The sequence below is a fragment of the Ensifer sp. 1H6 genome (assembly GCF_001976035.1).
GTDB classification, from domain to species: domain Bacteria; phylum Pseudomonadota; class Alphaproteobacteria; order Rhizobiales; family Rhizobiaceae; genus Ensifer; species Ensifer canadensis.
In genome coordinates this window covers 1-16,080 of the sequence record NZ_MOAI01000011.1, presented here as the reverse complement: position 1 = coordinate 16,080, position 16,080 = coordinate 1, and the positions used below count along the sequence as shown (strand labels likewise).

Here is a 16,080-nt window from a genome sequence, read left to right as displayed (position 1 = left end):
CGTAGTGTGACCCTGCAGGGTGCGACTGGTGCAGGCCGTGCACAGCGAACGGCTTGAACAATGATCGAGGCACACCTCACGGCGCGGATAAGCGACCTGGCTGATTTGGAAGCCTCCGTGCGCGGTTCGAAATACGTGATCGGCGAGAACTCGGTCATCGACAGTTTCGTGAAGTTCAAGCCGGCCGGCGGCAGTGGCGACATCGTGATCGGCCGCAACTGCACGATCAACAGTGGATGCGTTTTCTACAGCGGTCACGGCATCACCATCGGCGACAATGTCTTGATCGCCGCGAATTGTACGCTTGCACCCGTCAATCACGAATTCCGCGACAAGAGCCGCCCGATACGTGAGCAGGGCTTCCAGGAAAGCAGAGGCGGTATCGTCATCGAGGACGATGTCTGGCTTGGGGCCAATTGTGTGCTTCTCGATGGAACTATCCTGCGCAAGGGCTGCGTGATCGCGGCAGGCAGCATCGTGCGCGGCACGGTCGAGGCCTATTCGATCACCGGCGGGAATCCATTGAGAACCCTGGGATATCGATCTTGAGATTTACCCTGCTCGGCGCCCGCGGCTTTGTCGGGCGCCACCTGTTGACCTATCTGACGTCACTCGGCCACGAAGTGATCGCCCCTGCACGCGACGCCCGCCTGACCGAGGCCTGCCATGGCACGCATGTGATCTACGCCATAGGGCTTACGGCCGACTTTCGGCAGAGACCTTTCGATACGATCGAGGCGCATGTCAGCTTGGCCGCCGAACTGCTGCGAGACTGCGACTTCACGTCGTTTCTCTATTTGTCGTCGACGCGGGTCTATGCCGGCAGCACGAACACGGACGAATTGGCAGCTTTGACCGTTCGCCCCGGCAACCCATCGGATCTGTACAATCTCTCCAAGCTTTCAGGTGAGGCAATCTGCAATGCGTCCGGCAGGCCGAATGTGCGCATCGCCCGCCTGTCCAACGTCGTCGGGCCGGCATCGGCCACATCGGAGAGTTTCATCGGCGATCTCTGTCGGGAAGCAGCGGCCGGTCACATCACGCTGCGGAGCAGTATGGCGTCGGCCAAGGACTATATCTGGATCGACGACGCGGTTAAACTCTTGACGCAAATTGCCGAAAATGGACAGGAAACGATCTACAACGTGGCGAGCGGTCAACAGACCAGCAATGCTGACTGGGTGACTGGGCTCGCTCGCCACACGGGCTGCCGGGTTGACGTCGCCGACCATGCTCCGACAATCACATTCCCACCGATAGACATCGACCGCATACGGGCCGAGTTCGCGTTTAAACCAGAGCGCGTTATCGACAGAATTGCGGACATACTCTCGTTTGCCCCTTAAAACACGCTGGCGATCCTCAGCATCGACCGAAAGGACTTCGGATGGACCCGATCAAGCAATTCTCCGCAGAGCGCATGGCTGCCATTGCCGGCTACGGCACCGACGAGGCGTTCACCGCGCTGTCGTCGCAATGGCGGCAGATGTCCATGGACAAACGCTACGTCTACAATTTCGACTGGATGGGGCGCCCGATCATCCAGTATCCGCAGGACATCCAGGCGATGCAGGAACTGGTCTGGGCGACAAAGCCGGACCTGATCATCGAGACCGGTATCGCGCATGGCGGCTCGATCGTTCTGAGCGCCTCGCTGCTGGCGATGCTGGATATGTGCGATGCGATCGAAAAAGGCGTCACGATCGATCCGAAGGTCTCGAACCGCAAGGTGATCGGCATCGATATCGACATCCGCAAGCACAATCGCAAGGCCATTGAAGAGCATCCAATGGCGTCGAGAATCCAGCTGATCGAAGGTTCCTCGATCGCCAAGGACGTCGTTGACCAGGTTCAACAGGCGGCGCAGGGATACGAACGGGTAATGGTGTGCCTCGACTCCATGCACACGCACGATCACGTGCTCGCCGAACTGGAAGCCTATGCCCCCCTCGTCACCTCGGGATGCTACTGCGTGGTGTTCGATACATTCGTCGAGGACCTCCCACGGGACTTCTTCAATGACCGTCCGTGGAACGTCGGCGACAACCCCAAGACGGCCGTGCGCGCCTATCTGGCGGACCATCCCGAATTCAGCGTCAATGGCGAAATTGACGGCAAGCTTCTGGTGACCGTGGCTCCGGAGGGCTTTCTTCTCAGGGCCTAGCAGCCCGTTGGAGAACCCACTCGTCAGCGTATCGATCGAAAGTGTGCGTCAAAAAAAGCGATTTCTCGCTGCCAATAAACCGAAATTGCGTAAGCGATTGCAGATGTAGATCGGGCAAGCGGCTGCTGATATAGAGGGGCCGTCCGCGGCAGATAGCGCTATTGGAGCAATCCTTCACGGTATTATATCGTAAACTGCGTCAAGGGGCAGTCGTATGAAAGTTGTCATTCTTGCGGGTGGCTACGGGACCCGCATCTCGGAAGAGAGCCATCTGCGCCCGAAGCCGATGATCGAGATCGGCGGGCGGCCGATCCTCTGGCACATCATGAAGATCTATAGCCACTATGGCTTCTCGGACTTCGTCATCTGCCTCGGTTACCGTGGCTATATGATCAAGGAGTACTTCTCCAACTACATCCTCCACTCATCCGACGTGACCTATGACATGGCGACGGGTGAAACGCTGTTTCACTCCAACAAGGCTGAACCTTGGCGCGTGACACTGGTAGATACGGGCACGGAATCGATGACCGGTGGACGGCTGAAGCGCGTGGCGGACCACTTGGGTGATACGTTCTGCCTGACCTATGGGGACGGCGTTGCCGATGTCGATATCAAGGCGCTGACCGACTTTCATCTTCGCCACGGCAGAGAAGCAACGGTTACCAGCGTCATGCCGCCGGGGCGTTACGGTGCGCTGGCGACCCATGACGGCGAGGTGCGAAGCTTCACGGAAAAGCCGGCCGGCGACAACGGCCGCATCAATGGCGGCTTCTTCGTGCTGAACCGAAGCGTTCTCGATCGCATCGAGGGCGACAGCACGTCCTTCGAGGGCAAGCCACTGGAGGGCCTTGCCAGAGACCGGCAACTGATGGCCTTCCCCCACGATGGCTTCTGGCGACCGATGGATACCCTGCGCGACAAGACCCAACTCGAAGAGCTCTGGCAGCAGGGCTCGGCGCCGTGGAAAATCTGGGCATGAGCCGCCTGGCAAACCGGAACTTCTGGGCGGGCAAGCGCATCTTTCTAACCGGGCATACCGGGTTCAAGGGAAGCTGGGCGCAGCTGTGGCTCAGGCAAATGGGTGCCGACGTCACCGGCTATGCGCTGGCGCCGCTCGCCGAGCCGTCGTTGCACACCCTTTTGCGACAGGCTGACGGCAAGGAGCATCTCGGCGACATCCGCAACGCCGATGCGCTCGCGGCCGCGGTGCAAAAGAGCAATCCCGAGATCATCCTGCACATGGCGGCACAGCCGCTGGTGCGAGAAAGCTACAGAACCCCTGCCGAAACATTCGATGTCAATGTCATGGGCACCGTGCGCCTGCTCGAGGCAGCACGCATTGCTCCGGCATTGAAGGCAATCGTCGTGGTCACGACCGACAAGGTCTACCGCAACGACGAAAGCGGAAGGCACTTTCCCGAAGATGCGACGCTCGGCGGGCACGATCCCTATTCCGGCTCCAAGGCCGCCTGTGAACTGGTCGTCTCGACCTGGCGTGATGCCTTCCTGCGTGAGCGCGGCATCCGGGTAGCGACAGCACGCGGCGGCAACGTGCTCGGTGGCGGCGATTTTTCGACCGACCGACTGGTGCCCGACATTGTCCGCGCTGCTCTGTCCGGCAAGGCGCTCGATATTCGCAGCCCCATGGCGACGAGGCCGTGGCAGCATGTGCTTGACTGCCTCAACGGCTATTTCGTCTATGCCGAAGCGCTCTATGCCGGCGAGACTGCCGTTGATGCCCTGAACTTCGGCCCCTCGCCTGCCGAGCGTCAGATCCCCGTCCGTGACGTCGCCTCAGCGGTCCAGGCCGCGATGGGCCTGCCGCCGCAATGGCGCGATGTTTCCTCGACCGACCAGCCGCGGGAAATGCAGACGCTCGGGCTCGATCCGGCGCTTGCCGCCATGACTCTCTCTTGGGCCTCCCGACTTTCGCAAGACGAAGCGATCGCGTGGACGGCAAACTGGTACGACGGTTGGCGCAAGGGCGGCGACGCTCGCGCTCTGACGCTCGACCAGATCGACGCATTCATGAAAGGCTGACGACCCAATGTCCCACAACTGCCGCTTCTGCTCGACCCCGCTTAAGACCGTCGTCGCCGATCTGGGATCGACCCCCTGGTCCAACTCCTTCCTGGAGCCGACCGAGGAAGCGATCGCGCGTGAACGCGCCTTCCCGCTAAAGGCAATGGTCTGTTCCGAGTGCCTGCTCGTTCAGACGACGGAAACCGTGCCGGCCGATGAAATCTTCACCGATGGCTATGCCTATCTCTCCTCCTTTTCGAGCAGCTGGCTCGATCACGCCCGTCGCTACGCCGATGCCATGACCGAGCGCTTCCAGCTCGATGGAGCCTCGCAGGTGGTGGAGATCGCGTCCAATGACGGCTACCTGCTGCAATATTTCGTCGCCAAGGATATTCCGGTTCTGGGCATCGAGCCCGCAGCCAACGCGGCCAAGATCGCCGAGACCCGCAACGTTCCGACCGAGGTCGCCTTTTTCGGCCGGAAGACGGCAACGGACCTGGTTGCCCGCGGCATCCGTGCGGACCTGACTGCCGCCAACAATGTGCTGGCGCACGTGCCCGACATCGCCGATTTCGTCGCCGGCTTTGCAATTCTGCTGAAGCCGGATGGCGTCGCAACATTCGAGTTTCCGCATCTGCTGCGCCTGATGGAAGGCGTCCAGTTCGACACGATCTATCACGAACACTATTCCTATCTCTCACTGGCGGCGGTTGAACGCATTTTTGCAGCATCCGGCCTGAAGGTCTTCGATGTGGAAGAGTTGCCGACCCACGGCGGCTCGCTACGGGTTTTCGCCCAGACCGAAACCGGCACGCGCCCGGCGACGGAGCGCCTGGCATCGATACGTGCGAGCGAAGAGGCCGCTGGCCTCACGCAGATGGAGACCTACGCGAAATTCGATACGCGCATCGCCGCTGTCTGCCAGGGATTCCGTGACTTCCTCGCTCTCGCCAAATCCGAGGGCAAGACGGTCGCTGCCTATGGTGCAGCCGCGAAGGGCAATACCTTCCTCAATGTCTGCGGCGTGAAGCCCGGCGAGATCGCCTTTGCGGTCGATCGCAACGACCTCAAGCAGGGCAAGCTTTTGCCCGGCACCCACATCCCGGTGCATGCGCCGAGCCACCTGGAGGTGGCCAAGCCGGACTATCTCGTTATCCTTCCCTGGAACCTGACCGACGAGATCGTCGCTGACAATGCCACCATCCGCGCCTGGGGCGGTCGTTTCGTCGTCGCCATACCATTCGTCCGCTTGATTTAGGCCAACTCTTCATCAAAATCCGCGATAACGGCGAAGGAAACGGCATCGGGCAGGAGCACAATGTCCAGGATCGATCTTTGCATTGTCGCAACCAGGCGACCGGAGTTGCTTTCAGCAACGCTGAACAGCTTCCGTGAAAAGGTCCTATGCCGTTTTGATGTGGGGATCGCCCATCTCAATCTCGATCCCGTCTTCGGCTCGCCGGAGGATCATGCCGCCTGCGTCGACATCGTTCGCGGCCATTTCCCCGACGCGACGATCTCCGAACCGCAGCATCCGGGTTTTTGCGCCGCAGTCGCAAGAGTATGGGCCGCGACCACGTCGGACTATGTCTTCCATCTGGAAGACGACTGGGTCGCGCTGCGCGACGTGGGCGAGGATCTGCTGGCCCCCTTTGCCGATCCGTCGATCATGCAGGTGTCGTTTCACACCGCCGATCAGAACTGGGATATCCGCCGAAAAGGGCACTTCCATCAGCGAAACGAGTATGGCCGCCTGCTTGGGATCAAGATCCCGCTCTTCCGCACCTTCCCGAAATTCACGACCTCGCCATCTATCCTGCGCGGGACGTTCGCGCGCCGCTGCGCCGAGATGATGGACTTGTCGCGCGACCCGGAGAAGCAGTTCTATTCCGGCGTCAACCCGGCATTGGAAGGCTACGTCGCAGGCTACCGCAACTACATCTTCTCGCCGGAAAGAAAGCCGGTCATTCGCGACATGGGACGCGAGTGGCGCGAGCAGCGCAACATCCGCAAGGTCATTGCCAACGCCACATCGATCTGGGAGAAGGCAAGCTAACGCCTTATTTTTCTTCCAAAATCGGAATCGGTTGCGGGAGAAATCAATGCCACGTGCTTAAAGGCGCCATGGCGTCCATATGTGACGCGCGCTCCTCGTCGCGCGCTGCGCGCCTCAACGAGAGGCCCAACTATTCCAGGGTCCTTGGACCACAGTCGGGCCCTGTCAGGCCCAACTGTGCAACCCTTGAAGTCAGGCAGCGGCACCCTTGCGCTGGAAGCCCTTGCTCGCAACCATCAGGTTGCGCGTGTACTCTTCGCCGATCCGCCCGGCGACAAGATCCGCCGAGGACAGGCGTTCGACCACCCGTCCGTTCTGCATCACCGCCAGGCGGTCGCACATGTGCGTGACGACGCCGAGGTCGTGGCTGACCATGATGAAGGTGAGCTTTCGGTCGCGTCGAACCTGTTCGAGCAGGTTCAGGACCTCGGCCTGCACGGAGGCGTCGAGCGCCGAAGTCGGCTCATCGAGAAGCAGGATCGAGGGCTCGAGGATCAGCGCCCGGGCAATGGCAATGCGCTGGCGCTGGCCGCCGGACAGCTGATGCGGGTAGCGGAAGCGGAAGCCCGAGCCGAGGCCGACTTCATCGAGCGCCTTCAGAATGCGGCGTTCGCCATCGGCAACGCCGTGAATGGCGAGAGGTTCGAGCAATTGGCGGTCGATCGTCTGGCGCGGATGCAGCGAACCATAGGGGTCCTGGAACACCATCTGCACGTCGCGATAAAACGCCTTGTCCCGGCGGTTGCCGATCAGAACCCGGTCATGCACGCGGACCTTGCCTGACGTCACCGGCGCAAGGCCGGCGACCGCGCGAAGCAAGGTCGACTTGCCCGAACCGGATTCACCGACGAGCCCGAAGGATTCACCGGGCGCGACGTCGATGCTGACGTCGTCCAGCGCCTTGAACTCGTCATAGGTGACGACAAGATTTTCGACGGATACGGTGGCGGTCGTCATAGGGCCCACTCCGGTTTGCGATCAAGAACCGGCAGGGGATGGCGATCGGAACCGATGGCCGGCATGCAGTTCAACAGGCCCTGGGTATAGGGATGTTTGGCGTTTGCGAGGTCGGAAGCGGCCAGTTCCTCGACGATCTTTCCGGCATACATGACGATGACGCGGTCGCAGAACGACGACACCAGCCGCAGGTCGTGCGAAACAAAGATCAGGCCCATGCCGCGATCGGCGACCAGCTTGTCGAGGATCGACAACACTTCGAGCTGGACCGTCACGTCGAGCGCCGAAGTCGGTTCGTCGGCGATCAGAAGTTCCGGGCCAGCCACCAGCATCATCGCGATCATCGCGCGCTGCCCCATGCCACCCGAGACTTCGTGCGGGTAGAGATCATAGACGCGCCCGGGATCACGGATCTGCACGGCCTCCAGCATGTCAAGCGCCCGCTCACGCGCTTCCGCGCGGCTGACGCTCTCATGGCGTTTGAGGGTCTCGACAATCTGCCGGCCGATGCTCATCACCGGGTTCAGCGAGTATTTCGGGTCCTGCAGGATCATGGCGATGCGCTTGCCGCGCAAATCCCGACGCACCTTCGGCGCGGCCGAAAGCAGGTCGATGCCTTCGAAGGAAAGCGTCTTGGCCGTGACCCGCGCATGCGCCGGCGTCAGACCCATGATCGCCCGCCCCGTCTGCGACTTGCCGGAGCCGCTCTCGCCGACAATGCCGAGGCGCTCGCGGCCGAGCGTGAACGAGACCCCGCGCACGGCCTCAACCACCCCTGTGCGGGTTGGAAACGAGACCTTCAGGTCGTCAACGGTCAGAAGCGGGTTCATTGTCCGCTCTCCCGCGGGTCGAGCGCGTCGCGCAGGCCGTCGCCAAGCAAGTTGAAGCCGAGGCTGACGATCAGGATCGCGACGCCGGGCATGGTGGCAACCCACCACTGGTCGAGGATGAAGCGGCGACCGGATGCGATCATCGCGCCCCATTCCGGCAGCGGCGGCTGTGCGCCGAGGCCGAGGAAGCCGAGGCCCGCGGCCGTCAGGATGATGCCGGCCATGTCGAGTGTGACGCGCACGATCAGCGACGACATGCACATCGGCATCACATGCCGGAAGACGATGCGGGTCGGCGACGCGCCCATCAGTTGCACCGCGGCGATGTAGTCGGAATTGCGCACCGTCAGCGTCTCGGCGCGCGCAATGCGGGCATAGGGTGGCCAGGAGGTAATGGCGATGGCGATGACGGCATTCTCGATGCCCGGGCCAAGCGCTGCCACGAAAGCGAGAGCCAGAACCAGCTTCGGAAAGGCGAGGAAGATATCGGTGATGCGCATCAGCACCGCATCGACCCATCCGCCGGCATAGCCAGCGACCGCGCCGACGATGAGGCCGACGGGTGCGGCGATGATCGCGACCAAAAGCACGACGGCAAGCGTCAGCCGCGAGCCGTGGATGAGCCGAGAGAGAATGTCTCTTCCGAGATCATCGGTGCCGAGCAGATAACCCTGGGTGCCGGGCGGCAGCAAGCGGGCATTGGCGAGGTCGCCGATATAGGGCGAATGCGGTGCCAGCACGTTGGCGAAAGCGGCGACGAACACCAATGCCAGCAGGATCAACAGGCCGAGAACGGCCAGCTTGTTGGCGGAAAAGCGCTGCCAGGTCATGTAGGCGCGGCCGAGGCGCGCCTGGGTGCGCGATTGCGGCCGGTCGGACAACAGCCATTCGCGGCGTGTCATCGGGCGTGTTTCAGTGACGGTGCTCATCGCTGGCGCGTCCTTGGGTCAAGCGTCCGATAGAGAAGATCGGACAGCAGATTGATGCCGATGAAGACCGAACCGATGACGATGGTGCCACCGAGAACGGCATTCATGTCGGCATTCTGCAGCGAATTGGTGATGTAGAGGCCAAGGCCCGGCCAGGCGAAGACGGTTTCGGTCAAGACCGAACCTTCGAGCAGCCCGGCATAGGAAAGCGCAATCACGGTCACGAGCGGCACGGCGGCATTTCGCAGCGCATGGCCCCAGATGATGCGGGATTCCGAGAGCCCCTTGGCGCGGGCGGCAACGATGTATTCCTGCTGCAACTCATTGAGCATGAAGCTGCGCGTCATGCGGCTGATATAGGCCAGCGAGAAATAACCGAGCAGCGATGCCGGCAGGATGATGTGGCGGAAGACGTCCCACAGCACATCCCACTGACGTTGCCAGAGCGCGTCGAACAGGTAGAAGCCGGTGATCGGCGTGAAGGTGTATTCGAAAACGATATCGATACGGCCGGGATAGGCGACCCACTTCAGCCGGGCGTAGAACACGAGGAGCGACAGCAGCGCCAGCCAGAAGATCGGCACGGAATAGCCGACAAGGCCGATAATGCGCACGATCTGGTCGGCGATGCTGCCGCGCTTGACGGCAGCGAGAACACCGAGCGGCACGCCGAAGATGGCGCCGAGCAGGGTGCCGAGCGTCGCAAGCTCCATGGTCGCCGGGAACACGCGGCGGATATCGGTCATCACAGGGTTGGTCGTCAGCACTGAAATACCGAAGTCGCCGGTCAGCGCCTGGCGCACATAGATCAAGAATTGTTGGTACAGGGGCAGGTTCAGCCCCATCGCCTCGCGCGTCCTTTCGACGACATGCGTCGGCGCCCGGTCGCCGAGGACGGCGAGCACCGGGTCGATCGGGATCACCCGGCCGATGAAGAAGGTCACGGCCAGAAGGCCGAGATAGGTGGTGACGACGATCACGAGGAAGCGCAACACGGCGCCCATGATCTTCGCCGGACGGGCGCGTCGGCGCCCGCCCATCCGTTCTGTTCCGCTCATGCTCAAGGGAACTATCCTTTCGGGTTATTCCTTCGAGATGCCAGCAACGAAGTTGGTGTCGAAGCTCGGGCCGAGCTTCAGGCCCTTGACGTTGCCGCGGTAGCCGGCAACTTCGGTCTGCTGGAAGATGATCACGAACGGGCTTTCGCCGAGAACGGTCTTCTGCAGTTCCTTGTAGGTTTCCGCACGCTTGGCGCTGTCACGCTCGAGCAGGGCATCCTTGGTCTTCTTCGTCAGTTCCGGAACGTCCCAGGCATTGCGCCAGGCAAGCGTCTTGTTCTTGCCTTCGTCGGAGTTGTCCGGGTTGCTGGTGAAGGTTTCGGCATTCGAGTTCGGGTCGAAATAGTCCATGCCCCACTGACCGATATACATGTCGTGGTTGCGGGCACGGTACTTCGTCAGCGTCTGCTTGCCGTCGCCGGGGATGATCTCCAGCTTCACGCCGGCCTGGCCGAGTGTCTGCTGGAAGGATTCGGCAATGCCGGTGACCGGCTGGCCGTTGCGCACGTCCATGGTGACGGTGAAGCCGTCAGCGAGACCGGCCTTGGCCAAGAGTTCCTTCGCCTTGGCGACGTCGAACTTGTAGGGGTTCTCGTCGAGGGCACCCAGCACGCCCTTCGGCAGGAAGCTCTGGTGGATCTCGCCGATGCCCTTGATGATCGTCGAGCCGATCGCATCGTAATCGACCAGATACTTGAAGGCCTCGCGCACCTCGGGCTTGGCAAGGTTGGCATTCTTCTGGTTGAGGCTGATGTAATAGACCGTGCCCTTCGGCGCATTGGTCGTGCCGAGGTCGGCATTCTTCGCAACGGCGTCGAAATCGCCCGGCTCCAGGTTGCGCGCGATGTCGATGTCGCCGGCTTCCAGCGCCAGGCGCTGGCCCGAGCTTTCCTTCATGTGACGATAGATGACGCGGGCGAGCTTGGCCTGTTCGCCATAGTAGTTGTCGTTGCGCTCGAGAACGATGACTTCGTTGGCGCGCCATTCGCGCAGCTTGAACGGACCCGAACCGGCATAGCCGGTCTTCAGCCATTCGTTGCCGAAGTCGTTGTCGTACTTGTAGTCATCCGTTGGCGTGACCGGCTTGACGTTTTCGAGCACCAGCTTCTTGTCGAGCACGGCACCAACGGTCGCCGTCAGGCAGTTCAAGACAAAGCTCGGCGCATAGGGTTGGTCGACGGTGAAGACGAAGGTCGTATCGTCTGCGGCCTTGGCCTTTTCCGTCACGTTGTCGCCGGTAAGGCCGAACTGGGTGAGGATGAAGGCGGGGCTCTTGTCGAGCTTGACAGCGCGCTCGAACGACCAGGCGACATCAGCAGCGGTTACCGGGTTGCCGGAGGCGAACTTCAGGCCGGACTTCAGCTTGAACGTATAGGTCAGACCATCATCGGAAACCGTCCAGCTGTCGGCGAGATCGCCGACAATCTTGGTGGTGTCGTTGATGTCGAGGCGCACCAGCATGCTGTAGGTGTTGCCGGTGATTTCGGCCGCGGTCAGCTCGAAGGCTTCGCCCGGATCCATGGAAATAACGTCGTCGATCGCAAAGGCTTCGACCAGCGTGTCCTTCGGCGTTTCGGCAAAGGCCGGTGCGGTCGCGGCCATCACCATGGCCAGCGCTGCCGAAGCGGTCAGAAGACGAAGACGTCCATTGAGCTTGTGCATCATTTTTTTGCAGTTCCCTCGTTTGTGCCCTTTGGGGGCTCTTCTTCATGGATCAGGCGGCCTCGTGCCAAGCCTGCCCCAGAACTCTCAGCCAGTTCTCCCGGCATATCTTTGCCAGTTCGGCGTCACCATATCCGGCGCCACTAAGCGCGGCAACGAGCTTCTGGCTGCCCGCAGCGTCGGCGATGTCTTCCGGTATCGTCGCGCCGTCGAAGTCCGAACCGAGCCCGACGCAGTCGATGCCCATGCGCTCGACCATGTAGTCGATGTGGCGGACCATATCGGAAAGCGGTGTCGCCGCATTTTCCTGCGCGTCGGCGCGCAGCATCGTGGTTGCGTAGTTGAGGCCGACGAGCCCCTTGCTCTCGCTGACGGCATCCAGCTGCTTGTCTGTGAGATTACGCGCAACCGCCGTCAGTGCATGGGCGTTCGAATGGCTGACAACCAGCGGCTGGTCGCTCGTCTTGGCGACATCCCAGAAGCCCTTCTCGGTGATGTGGGCGAGATCGATCAGGATGCCCAAGCGGTTGCACGCCTTCACCAGTTCGAAGCCGGCCTCGGTCAGGCCAGGCGCCGTATCGGGCGACATCGGGAAGGCAAAGGGCACGCCGTGGGCAAAGACGTTGTGGCGGCTCCACACCGGTCCAAGCGAACGCAGGCCAGCGGCGTAGAAGGTTTCGAGTGCGGACAGATCGGCACCAATGGCTTCGCAGCCTTCCATGTGCAGAACGGATGCAAAAGTGCCCTGCCCGGCTGCATCGCGGATCTCCGCCGTCGACCGGCAAAGCTTCCAGGCACCGGCGCGGTCGAGACGAACCGCAATATCGGCCATCTCGACGGCAACGCCGAGCGACGGCAAATGCTCGAGCGGTGCCGAGAGCGGCGTGACATAGTGGCCGTTCTCGTCCGGCCCCGCCAGCACCAGATCGCCGGAGGGCACGTAGATGGCGCAGAGACCGCCAATGAGACCGCCGGCTTTCGAACGTGGCGCATCGATATGCCCCTTATCGGTACCCTCGACGAACTCGGCAACGGGGTCGCTTCCCTTGCGTGCGTTCTGCCACAGCCGCAGAAGCACGTCATTATGGCCATCGAAAACCGCCTGCATTCCGGATTTCCTTATGTTTTCAGGGAGATCAGATGAGGCATGCGATGCCGCACCGAAAGAAGGAAGATCGGATGCTATTGAAAGGTCAAACCCTTTTCAATGAATATCGAGGGGTTTTACCCAGGGCCGCCTGTCGCGAAATGTTGCATGTTTGCCGCACGTGCGACGCCAGAAAGGTCCCGAACAGGCCGAAAAGCTATTCCGAGGGCAGAAATCCTGCCATTTCTCAGGCAAGAGAATTGCCTGGTCCCGATGACGGATCGGCACGCCGCATGATGCGGCATTGGGGGTTTTGTTGCTGCGTTTGTTCTCTCTGGCTGGCCGACCGGGCCAAATCAGCCGCGTCGCCAGCATATTGTTCCTGGCATCCTTTCTCGCAGCCTGCGCCAGCCGGCCCGTCGGCGTGCTCGTTCCCTCGGGAACGGCCGGCGGCGCTTCGGAGGTCGACCTGCTGGTCGCCACCACCCGCGCGCCCTCTACTGAGCCGGGCGTGCTTTTCAGCGGTGAGCGCTCGGACGAACTCTCATTGACGGAAATCGTCGTCTCGATCCCGCCGGGCAAGAACCGCGAGGTCGGTCAGGTTCAATGGCCGAAGAAACTGCCGGCCAATCCCGAACGCGAGTTTTCAACGGTCAGCGTAACGCCGCTCAAGGGCAAGGATGATGCGCAGTCCTGGCTGAAGGGCAACCTGCCGAAAAGCCGGCGCGTGCTGATCTTCGTTCACGGTTTCAACAACCGTTATGAGGATGCGGTCTATCGTTATGCCCAGATCGTCCACGATTCAGGAACGGACGTCGCGCCGGTGATCTTCACCTGGCCGTCGCGCGCCAGCGTCTTCGACTACAATTACGACAAGGAAAGCACCAACTATTCCCGCGATGCGCTGGAAGATTTGCTGCGCCGCGCTTCCCGCGACCCGAAGGTCGGCGAAATCACCGTCATGGCCCACTCGATGGGATCCTGGGTCACGGTCGAGGCGCTCAGACAGATGGCAATCCGCGACGGCCGCATTGCACCGAAGATTACCGACGTCATTCTCGCCTCGCCGGATCTCGACGTCGACGTGTTCGGCAAGCAGATCCAGGCGATGGGCAAGGCACGGCCGAAATTCACGCTGTTCGTGTCACGCGACGACCGCGCGCTCAACCTCTCGCGCCGGATCTCCGGCAATATCGATCGGCTCGGGCAGATCGACCCGACGGTCGAGCCTTATCGCACCCAGCTGGAACAGGCCGGTATCACCGTTCTCGACCTGACGGCACTCAAGGGCGGCGACAAGCTGAATCATGGAAAATTCGCCGAAAGCCCTGAGGTTGTGCAACTGCTCGGCAACCGGCTGATCGCCGGGCAGACGGTGACCGATTCCGATGTCGGCCTCGGCGAACGCGTCGGCGCGGTGGCGCTGGGCACCGCCCAGACCGTCGGCAGTGCTGCCAGCATCGCGGTGTCCACGCCGATCATGATCTTCGACCCGCGTACCCGCGCCAACTACGGCAATCAGGTCCGTCGTCTTGGCCAATCAGTGGAAAATACCGTCGGCTCGACTGTTGCCCCCTGACGCCATGCCTTGTTGCACGGGCAAAGCCCGGTAGGCTATGATCTCCACGGCAACGGGAAAATGAAATGAATCTCAAGGAGTTCGCAGGCCGGCTGGGGCTATCTCAAACGACGGTCAGCCGCGCGCTCAGCGGCTATCCGGAAGTCAAGAAGGCGACGCGCGAACGGGTGCTGAAGGCGGCGGCCGAACTTGGTTACCGACCGAACACCAGCGCGCTTGGGCTTGCGACCGGACGCGTCGGCACCATCGGCATCGTCTTTCGCGGCGGCGGCGATTTCGGCCCGCACACCAGCGAGTTCATGGGTGGGCTCGGTAGCCGGCTGCAACAGGCCGACGTCGATATCCTGCTTTCAACCGTCGACAGTCGGGAAGCGGAGCTTGCGACCTATCGCCGGCTTGCAGCCAGCAAGCGCGTCGATGCGGTGATCCTGCATTCGCCCGCGGTCGACGATCCCCGCATCGCTCTGCTGACAGACCTGCGGCTGCCCTTCGTCCTGCACGGACGAACCGAGACGGCAGGCAATTTCGCCTTTCTCGACATCGACAATTACGGCGCGATCCGCCAGGCAACCGACCTACTGACCGCGCTCGGTCATCGCCGCATCGCGCTCGTCAACGGCCATCGCGGCTATACCTTTACCGAACACCGCCAGGATGGCTATGCGGCGGCGCTTGGCGCTCGCGGCATCGGCATCGATCCCAACCTGCTCGGCAACGGCGATTTCACCGACGAGATGGGCTTTCGCCTGATGCAGGGGTTTCTGGCTCAGGAGAACCGGCCGACGGCGGTGCTGGCCGGCTCGATGATGTCGGCACTCGGCGCCATGCGGGCAATCCGCAGCGCCGGAATGACGGTCGGCGAACATATCTCGCTGATCGCCCACGACGACGTCTTTCCGTATCTCAGCCCCGAGAACCTGATCCCAACGCTCACCACCACACGCTCGTCAATCCGCGCTGCGGGAACGCGGATCGCCGAAATGGTTCTGGATCTGCTTCAGGGCACGCCGGCCGCCGACCTCAACGAGGTCTGGCCGGTGGAGCTGGTCATGCGCAACTCCACCGCCCCGCCGGCCGGCTGAGGCGTTTATCAGACCGAGAGTTCGCGCCTTTCCGCCTCGGTCTCCATCGCCAGATCGAGCACCTTCTGCAGGTTTGCCGCATGGCGGAAGCCGGGCTCGACCGTCTTGGCATCCCGAACCGCGGCGACGAAGCGCTGGTAGTTGGTCGGCACCGTGCCGGCATCGACATCACGCCAGGTTGCCGTTTCAACATCCGTGCCGAGGCAGGCGCGAAGCGTCGAGCCATCGGGCGTATGAACCACTTCGAGCGCCCCCTTGTCGCCATGCAGCCGCAGCCGCAGCTCGTTGAGATGGCCGGTGGCCCAGCGGCTGGCATGGATCACGCCCATGGCGCCGTTGCCGAACTCGGCCGTCATGACGAAGCTGTCATTGGCGTCGAGGTCATATTCGCCGATGCGGTTTCCCGGCGCTTGTCGAAGGTCTTCAGCCGCGCGAAGATCCGCTCGGCCTCGGTGCCGGCGCCATAACCGGCAAAATCGAGGATATGGATGCCGACATCGCCCAGCACACCGTTCGAGCCGTGTTTGGTCGACAGCCGCCAGAGCCATTGCGATTCCGTCGCCCAGTCGCCCCACGCCTTGGAGACGAGCCAGCTCTGCAGATAGGACGCCTCCAGATGACGCAGTTTGCCGACGTCGCCGGCCAGCACCA

At 61.9% G+C, this 16,080-nt stretch carries 15 protein-coding genes and 1 pseudogene; 9 read left to right on the top strand and 7 right to left on the bottom strand.

Annotated features, from left to right (window positions below; translation table 11 throughout):
- The first annotated feature begins 117 nt into the window (after nt 1-117).
- The 7 genes from BKP54_RS14665 to BKP54_RS14635 all read left to right on the top strand — a co-directional run bounded on the left by BKP54_RS14665 (nt 118) and on the right by BKP54_RS14635 (nt 6,245).
- Nucleotides 118-549 carry an acyltransferase gene (locus BKP54_RS14665; RefSeq protein ID WP_239637559.1) on the top strand — a complete coding sequence of 144 codons (432 nt, stop codon included), beginning with the start codon at nt 118-120 and terminating at the stop codon, nt 547-549.
- Nucleotides 546-1,346: an SDR family oxidoreductase gene (locus tag BKP54_RS14660; RefSeq protein ID WP_025428064.1), complete on the top strand. Its 801-nt coding sequence runs from the start codon at nt 546-548 to the stop codon at nt 1,344-1,346. Before BKP54_RS14665 ends, BKP54_RS14660 begins: the two co-directional genes overlap by 4 nt.
- Nucleotides 1,347-1,387: 41 nt before the next feature.
- Nucleotides 1,388-2,164, top strand: a complete 777-nt coding sequence (locus BKP54_RS14655; RefSeq protein WP_025428065.1) for a cephalosporin hydroxylase family protein — start codon at nt 1,388-1,390, stop codon at nt 2,162-2,164.
- A 214-nt stretch (nt 2,165-2,378) separates the two neighbouring features.
- The gene (gene rfbF, locus BKP54_RS14650; RefSeq protein WP_025428066.1) at nt 2,379-3,146 is read left to right on the top strand and encodes a glucose-1-phosphate cytidylyltransferase; all 768 of its coding nucleotides are present in this window, start codon (nt 2,379-2,381) and stop codon (nt 3,144-3,146) included.
- The gene (gene rfbG, locus BKP54_RS14645) at nt 3,143-4,207 is read left to right on the top strand and encodes a CDP-glucose 4,6-dehydratase (protein ID WP_025428067.1); all 1,065 of its coding nucleotides are present in this window, start codon (nt 3,143-3,145) and stop codon (nt 4,205-4,207) included. Before rfbF ends, rfbG begins: the two co-directional genes overlap by 4 nt.
- Before the next feature lie 7 nt (nt 4,208-4,214).
- Nucleotides 4,215-5,447 (top strand): class I SAM-dependent methyltransferase, encoded by a 1,233-nt coding sequence (locus BKP54_RS14640; RefSeq protein WP_025428068.1) that lies wholly within the window; start codon nt 4,215-4,217, stop codon nt 5,445-5,447.
- Nucleotides 5,448-5,507: 60 nt separating this feature from the next.
- The gene (locus BKP54_RS14635; RefSeq protein ID WP_038576354.1) at nt 5,508-6,245 is read left to right on the top strand and encodes a hypothetical protein; all 738 of its coding nucleotides are present in this window, start codon (nt 5,508-5,510) and stop codon (nt 6,243-6,245) included.
- A gap of 192 nt (nt 6,246-6,437) precedes the next feature.
- Here the strand turns inward: BKP54_RS14635 and BKP54_RS14630 are convergent, their stop codons facing one another.
- The 6 genes from BKP54_RS14630 to BKP54_RS14605 are packed head-to-tail and all read right to left on the bottom strand — an operon-like array spanning nt 6,438 to nt 12,789.
- Nucleotides 6,438-7,202, bottom strand: a complete 765-nt coding sequence (locus tag BKP54_RS14630) for an ABC transporter ATP-binding protein (protein WP_025428070.1) — start codon at nt 7,200-7,202, stop codon at nt 6,438-6,440.
- The gene (locus tag BKP54_RS14625; protein WP_025428071.1) at nt 7,199-8,032 is read right to left on the bottom strand and encodes an ABC transporter ATP-binding protein; all 834 of its coding nucleotides are present in this window, start codon (nt 8,030-8,032) and stop codon (nt 7,199-7,201) included. The genes BKP54_RS14630 and BKP54_RS14625 overlap by 4 nt, the downstream gene beginning before the upstream one ends.
- Entirely contained in the window at nt 8,029-8,961 is a 933-nt protein-coding gene (gene nikC / locus BKP54_RS14620) for a nickel transporter permease (protein ID WP_025428072.1), read from the bottom strand. The genes BKP54_RS14625 and nikC overlap by 4 nt, the downstream gene beginning before the upstream one ends.
- Nucleotides 8,958-10,001 carry an ABC transporter permease gene (locus BKP54_RS14615; protein ID WP_025428073.1) on the bottom strand — a complete coding sequence of 348 codons (1,044 nt, stop codon included), beginning with the start codon at nt 9,999-10,001 and terminating at the stop codon, nt 8,958-8,960. The genes nikC and BKP54_RS14615 overlap by 4 nt, the downstream gene beginning before the upstream one ends.
- 42 nt (nt 10,002-10,043) lie before the next feature.
- Nucleotides 10,044-11,684, bottom strand: coding sequence for an ABC transporter substrate-binding protein (locus BKP54_RS14610; RefSeq protein WP_057205798.1), 1,641 nt, complete (start codon nt 11,682-11,684; stop codon nt 10,044-10,046).
- Between the two features lie 49 nt (nt 11,685-11,733).
- Nucleotides 11,734-12,789 carry a dipeptidase gene (locus BKP54_RS14605; protein ID WP_057205801.1) on the bottom strand — a complete coding sequence of 352 codons (1,056 nt, stop codon included), beginning with the start codon at nt 12,787-12,789 and terminating at the stop codon, nt 11,734-11,736.
- A 334-nt stretch (nt 12,790-13,123) separates the two neighbouring features.
- Here BKP54_RS14605 and BKP54_RS14600 point away from each other — a divergent pair, with 334 nt between their 5' ends.
- Both BKP54_RS14600 and BKP54_RS14595 read left to right on the top strand, forming a co-directional pair.
- Nucleotides 13,124-14,347, top strand: coding sequence for an alpha/beta hydrolase (locus tag BKP54_RS14600; protein WP_239637579.1), 1,224 nt, complete (start codon nt 13,124-13,126; stop codon nt 14,345-14,347).
- Between the two features lie 65 nt (nt 14,348-14,412).
- Nucleotides 14,413-15,429, top strand: coding sequence for a substrate-binding domain-containing protein (locus BKP54_RS14595; protein WP_025428077.1), 1,017 nt, complete (start codon nt 14,413-14,415; stop codon nt 15,427-15,429).
- 8 nt (nt 15,430-15,437) lie between these two features.
- On the opposite strand, the pseudogene BKP54_RS14590 reads toward BKP54_RS14595, so the two are convergent.
- A pseudogene (locus tag BKP54_RS14590) lies at nt 15,438-16,080 on the bottom strand (Gfo/Idh/MocA family oxidoreductase); the annotation flags it as partial.

Coding starts and splice junctions, on each gene's coding strand:
- BKP54_RS14595 (WP_025428077.1), top strand. CDS start 14,413: ATGAATCTCAAGGAGTTCGCAGGCCGGCTGGGGCTATCTCAAACGACG.
- BKP54_RS14630 (WP_025428070.1), bottom strand. CDS start 7,202: ATGACGACCGCCACCGTATCCGTCGAAAATCTTGTCGTCACCTATGAC.
- BKP54_RS14655 (WP_025428065.1), top strand. CDS start 1,388: ATGGACCCGATCAAGCAATTCTCCGCAGAGCGCATGGCTGCCATTGCC.
- BKP54_RS14615 (WP_025428073.1), bottom strand. CDS start 10,001: ATGGGCGGGCGCCGACGCGCCCGTCCGGCGAAGATCATGGGCGCCGTG.
- BKP54_RS14610 (WP_057205798.1), bottom strand. CDS start 11,684: ATGATGCACAAGCTCAATGGACGTCTTCGTCTTCTGACCGCTTCGGCA.
- BKP54_RS14640 (WP_025428068.1), top strand. CDS start 4,215: ATGTCCCACAACTGCCGCTTCTGCTCGACCCCGCTTAAGACCGTCGTC.
- rfbF (WP_025428066.1), top strand. CDS start 2,379: ATGAAAGTTGTCATTCTTGCGGGTGGCTACGGGACCCGCATCTCGGAA.
- BKP54_RS14625 (WP_025428071.1), bottom strand. CDS start 8,032: ATGAACCCGCTTCTGACCGTTGACGACCTGAAGGTCTCGTTTCCAACC.
- BKP54_RS14635 (WP_038576354.1), top strand. CDS start 5,508: ATGTCCAGGATCGATCTTTGCATTGTCGCAACCAGGCGACCGGAGTTG.
- rfbG (WP_025428067.1), top strand. CDS start 3,143: ATGAGCCGCCTGGCAAACCGGAACTTCTGGGCGGGCAAGCGCATCTTT.
- nikC (WP_025428072.1), bottom strand. CDS start 8,961: ATGAGCACCGTCACTGAAACACGCCCGATGACACGCCGCGAATGGCTG.
- BKP54_RS14605 (WP_057205801.1), bottom strand. CDS start 12,789: ATGCAGGCGGTTTTCGATGGCCATAATGACGTGCTTCTGCGGCTGTGG.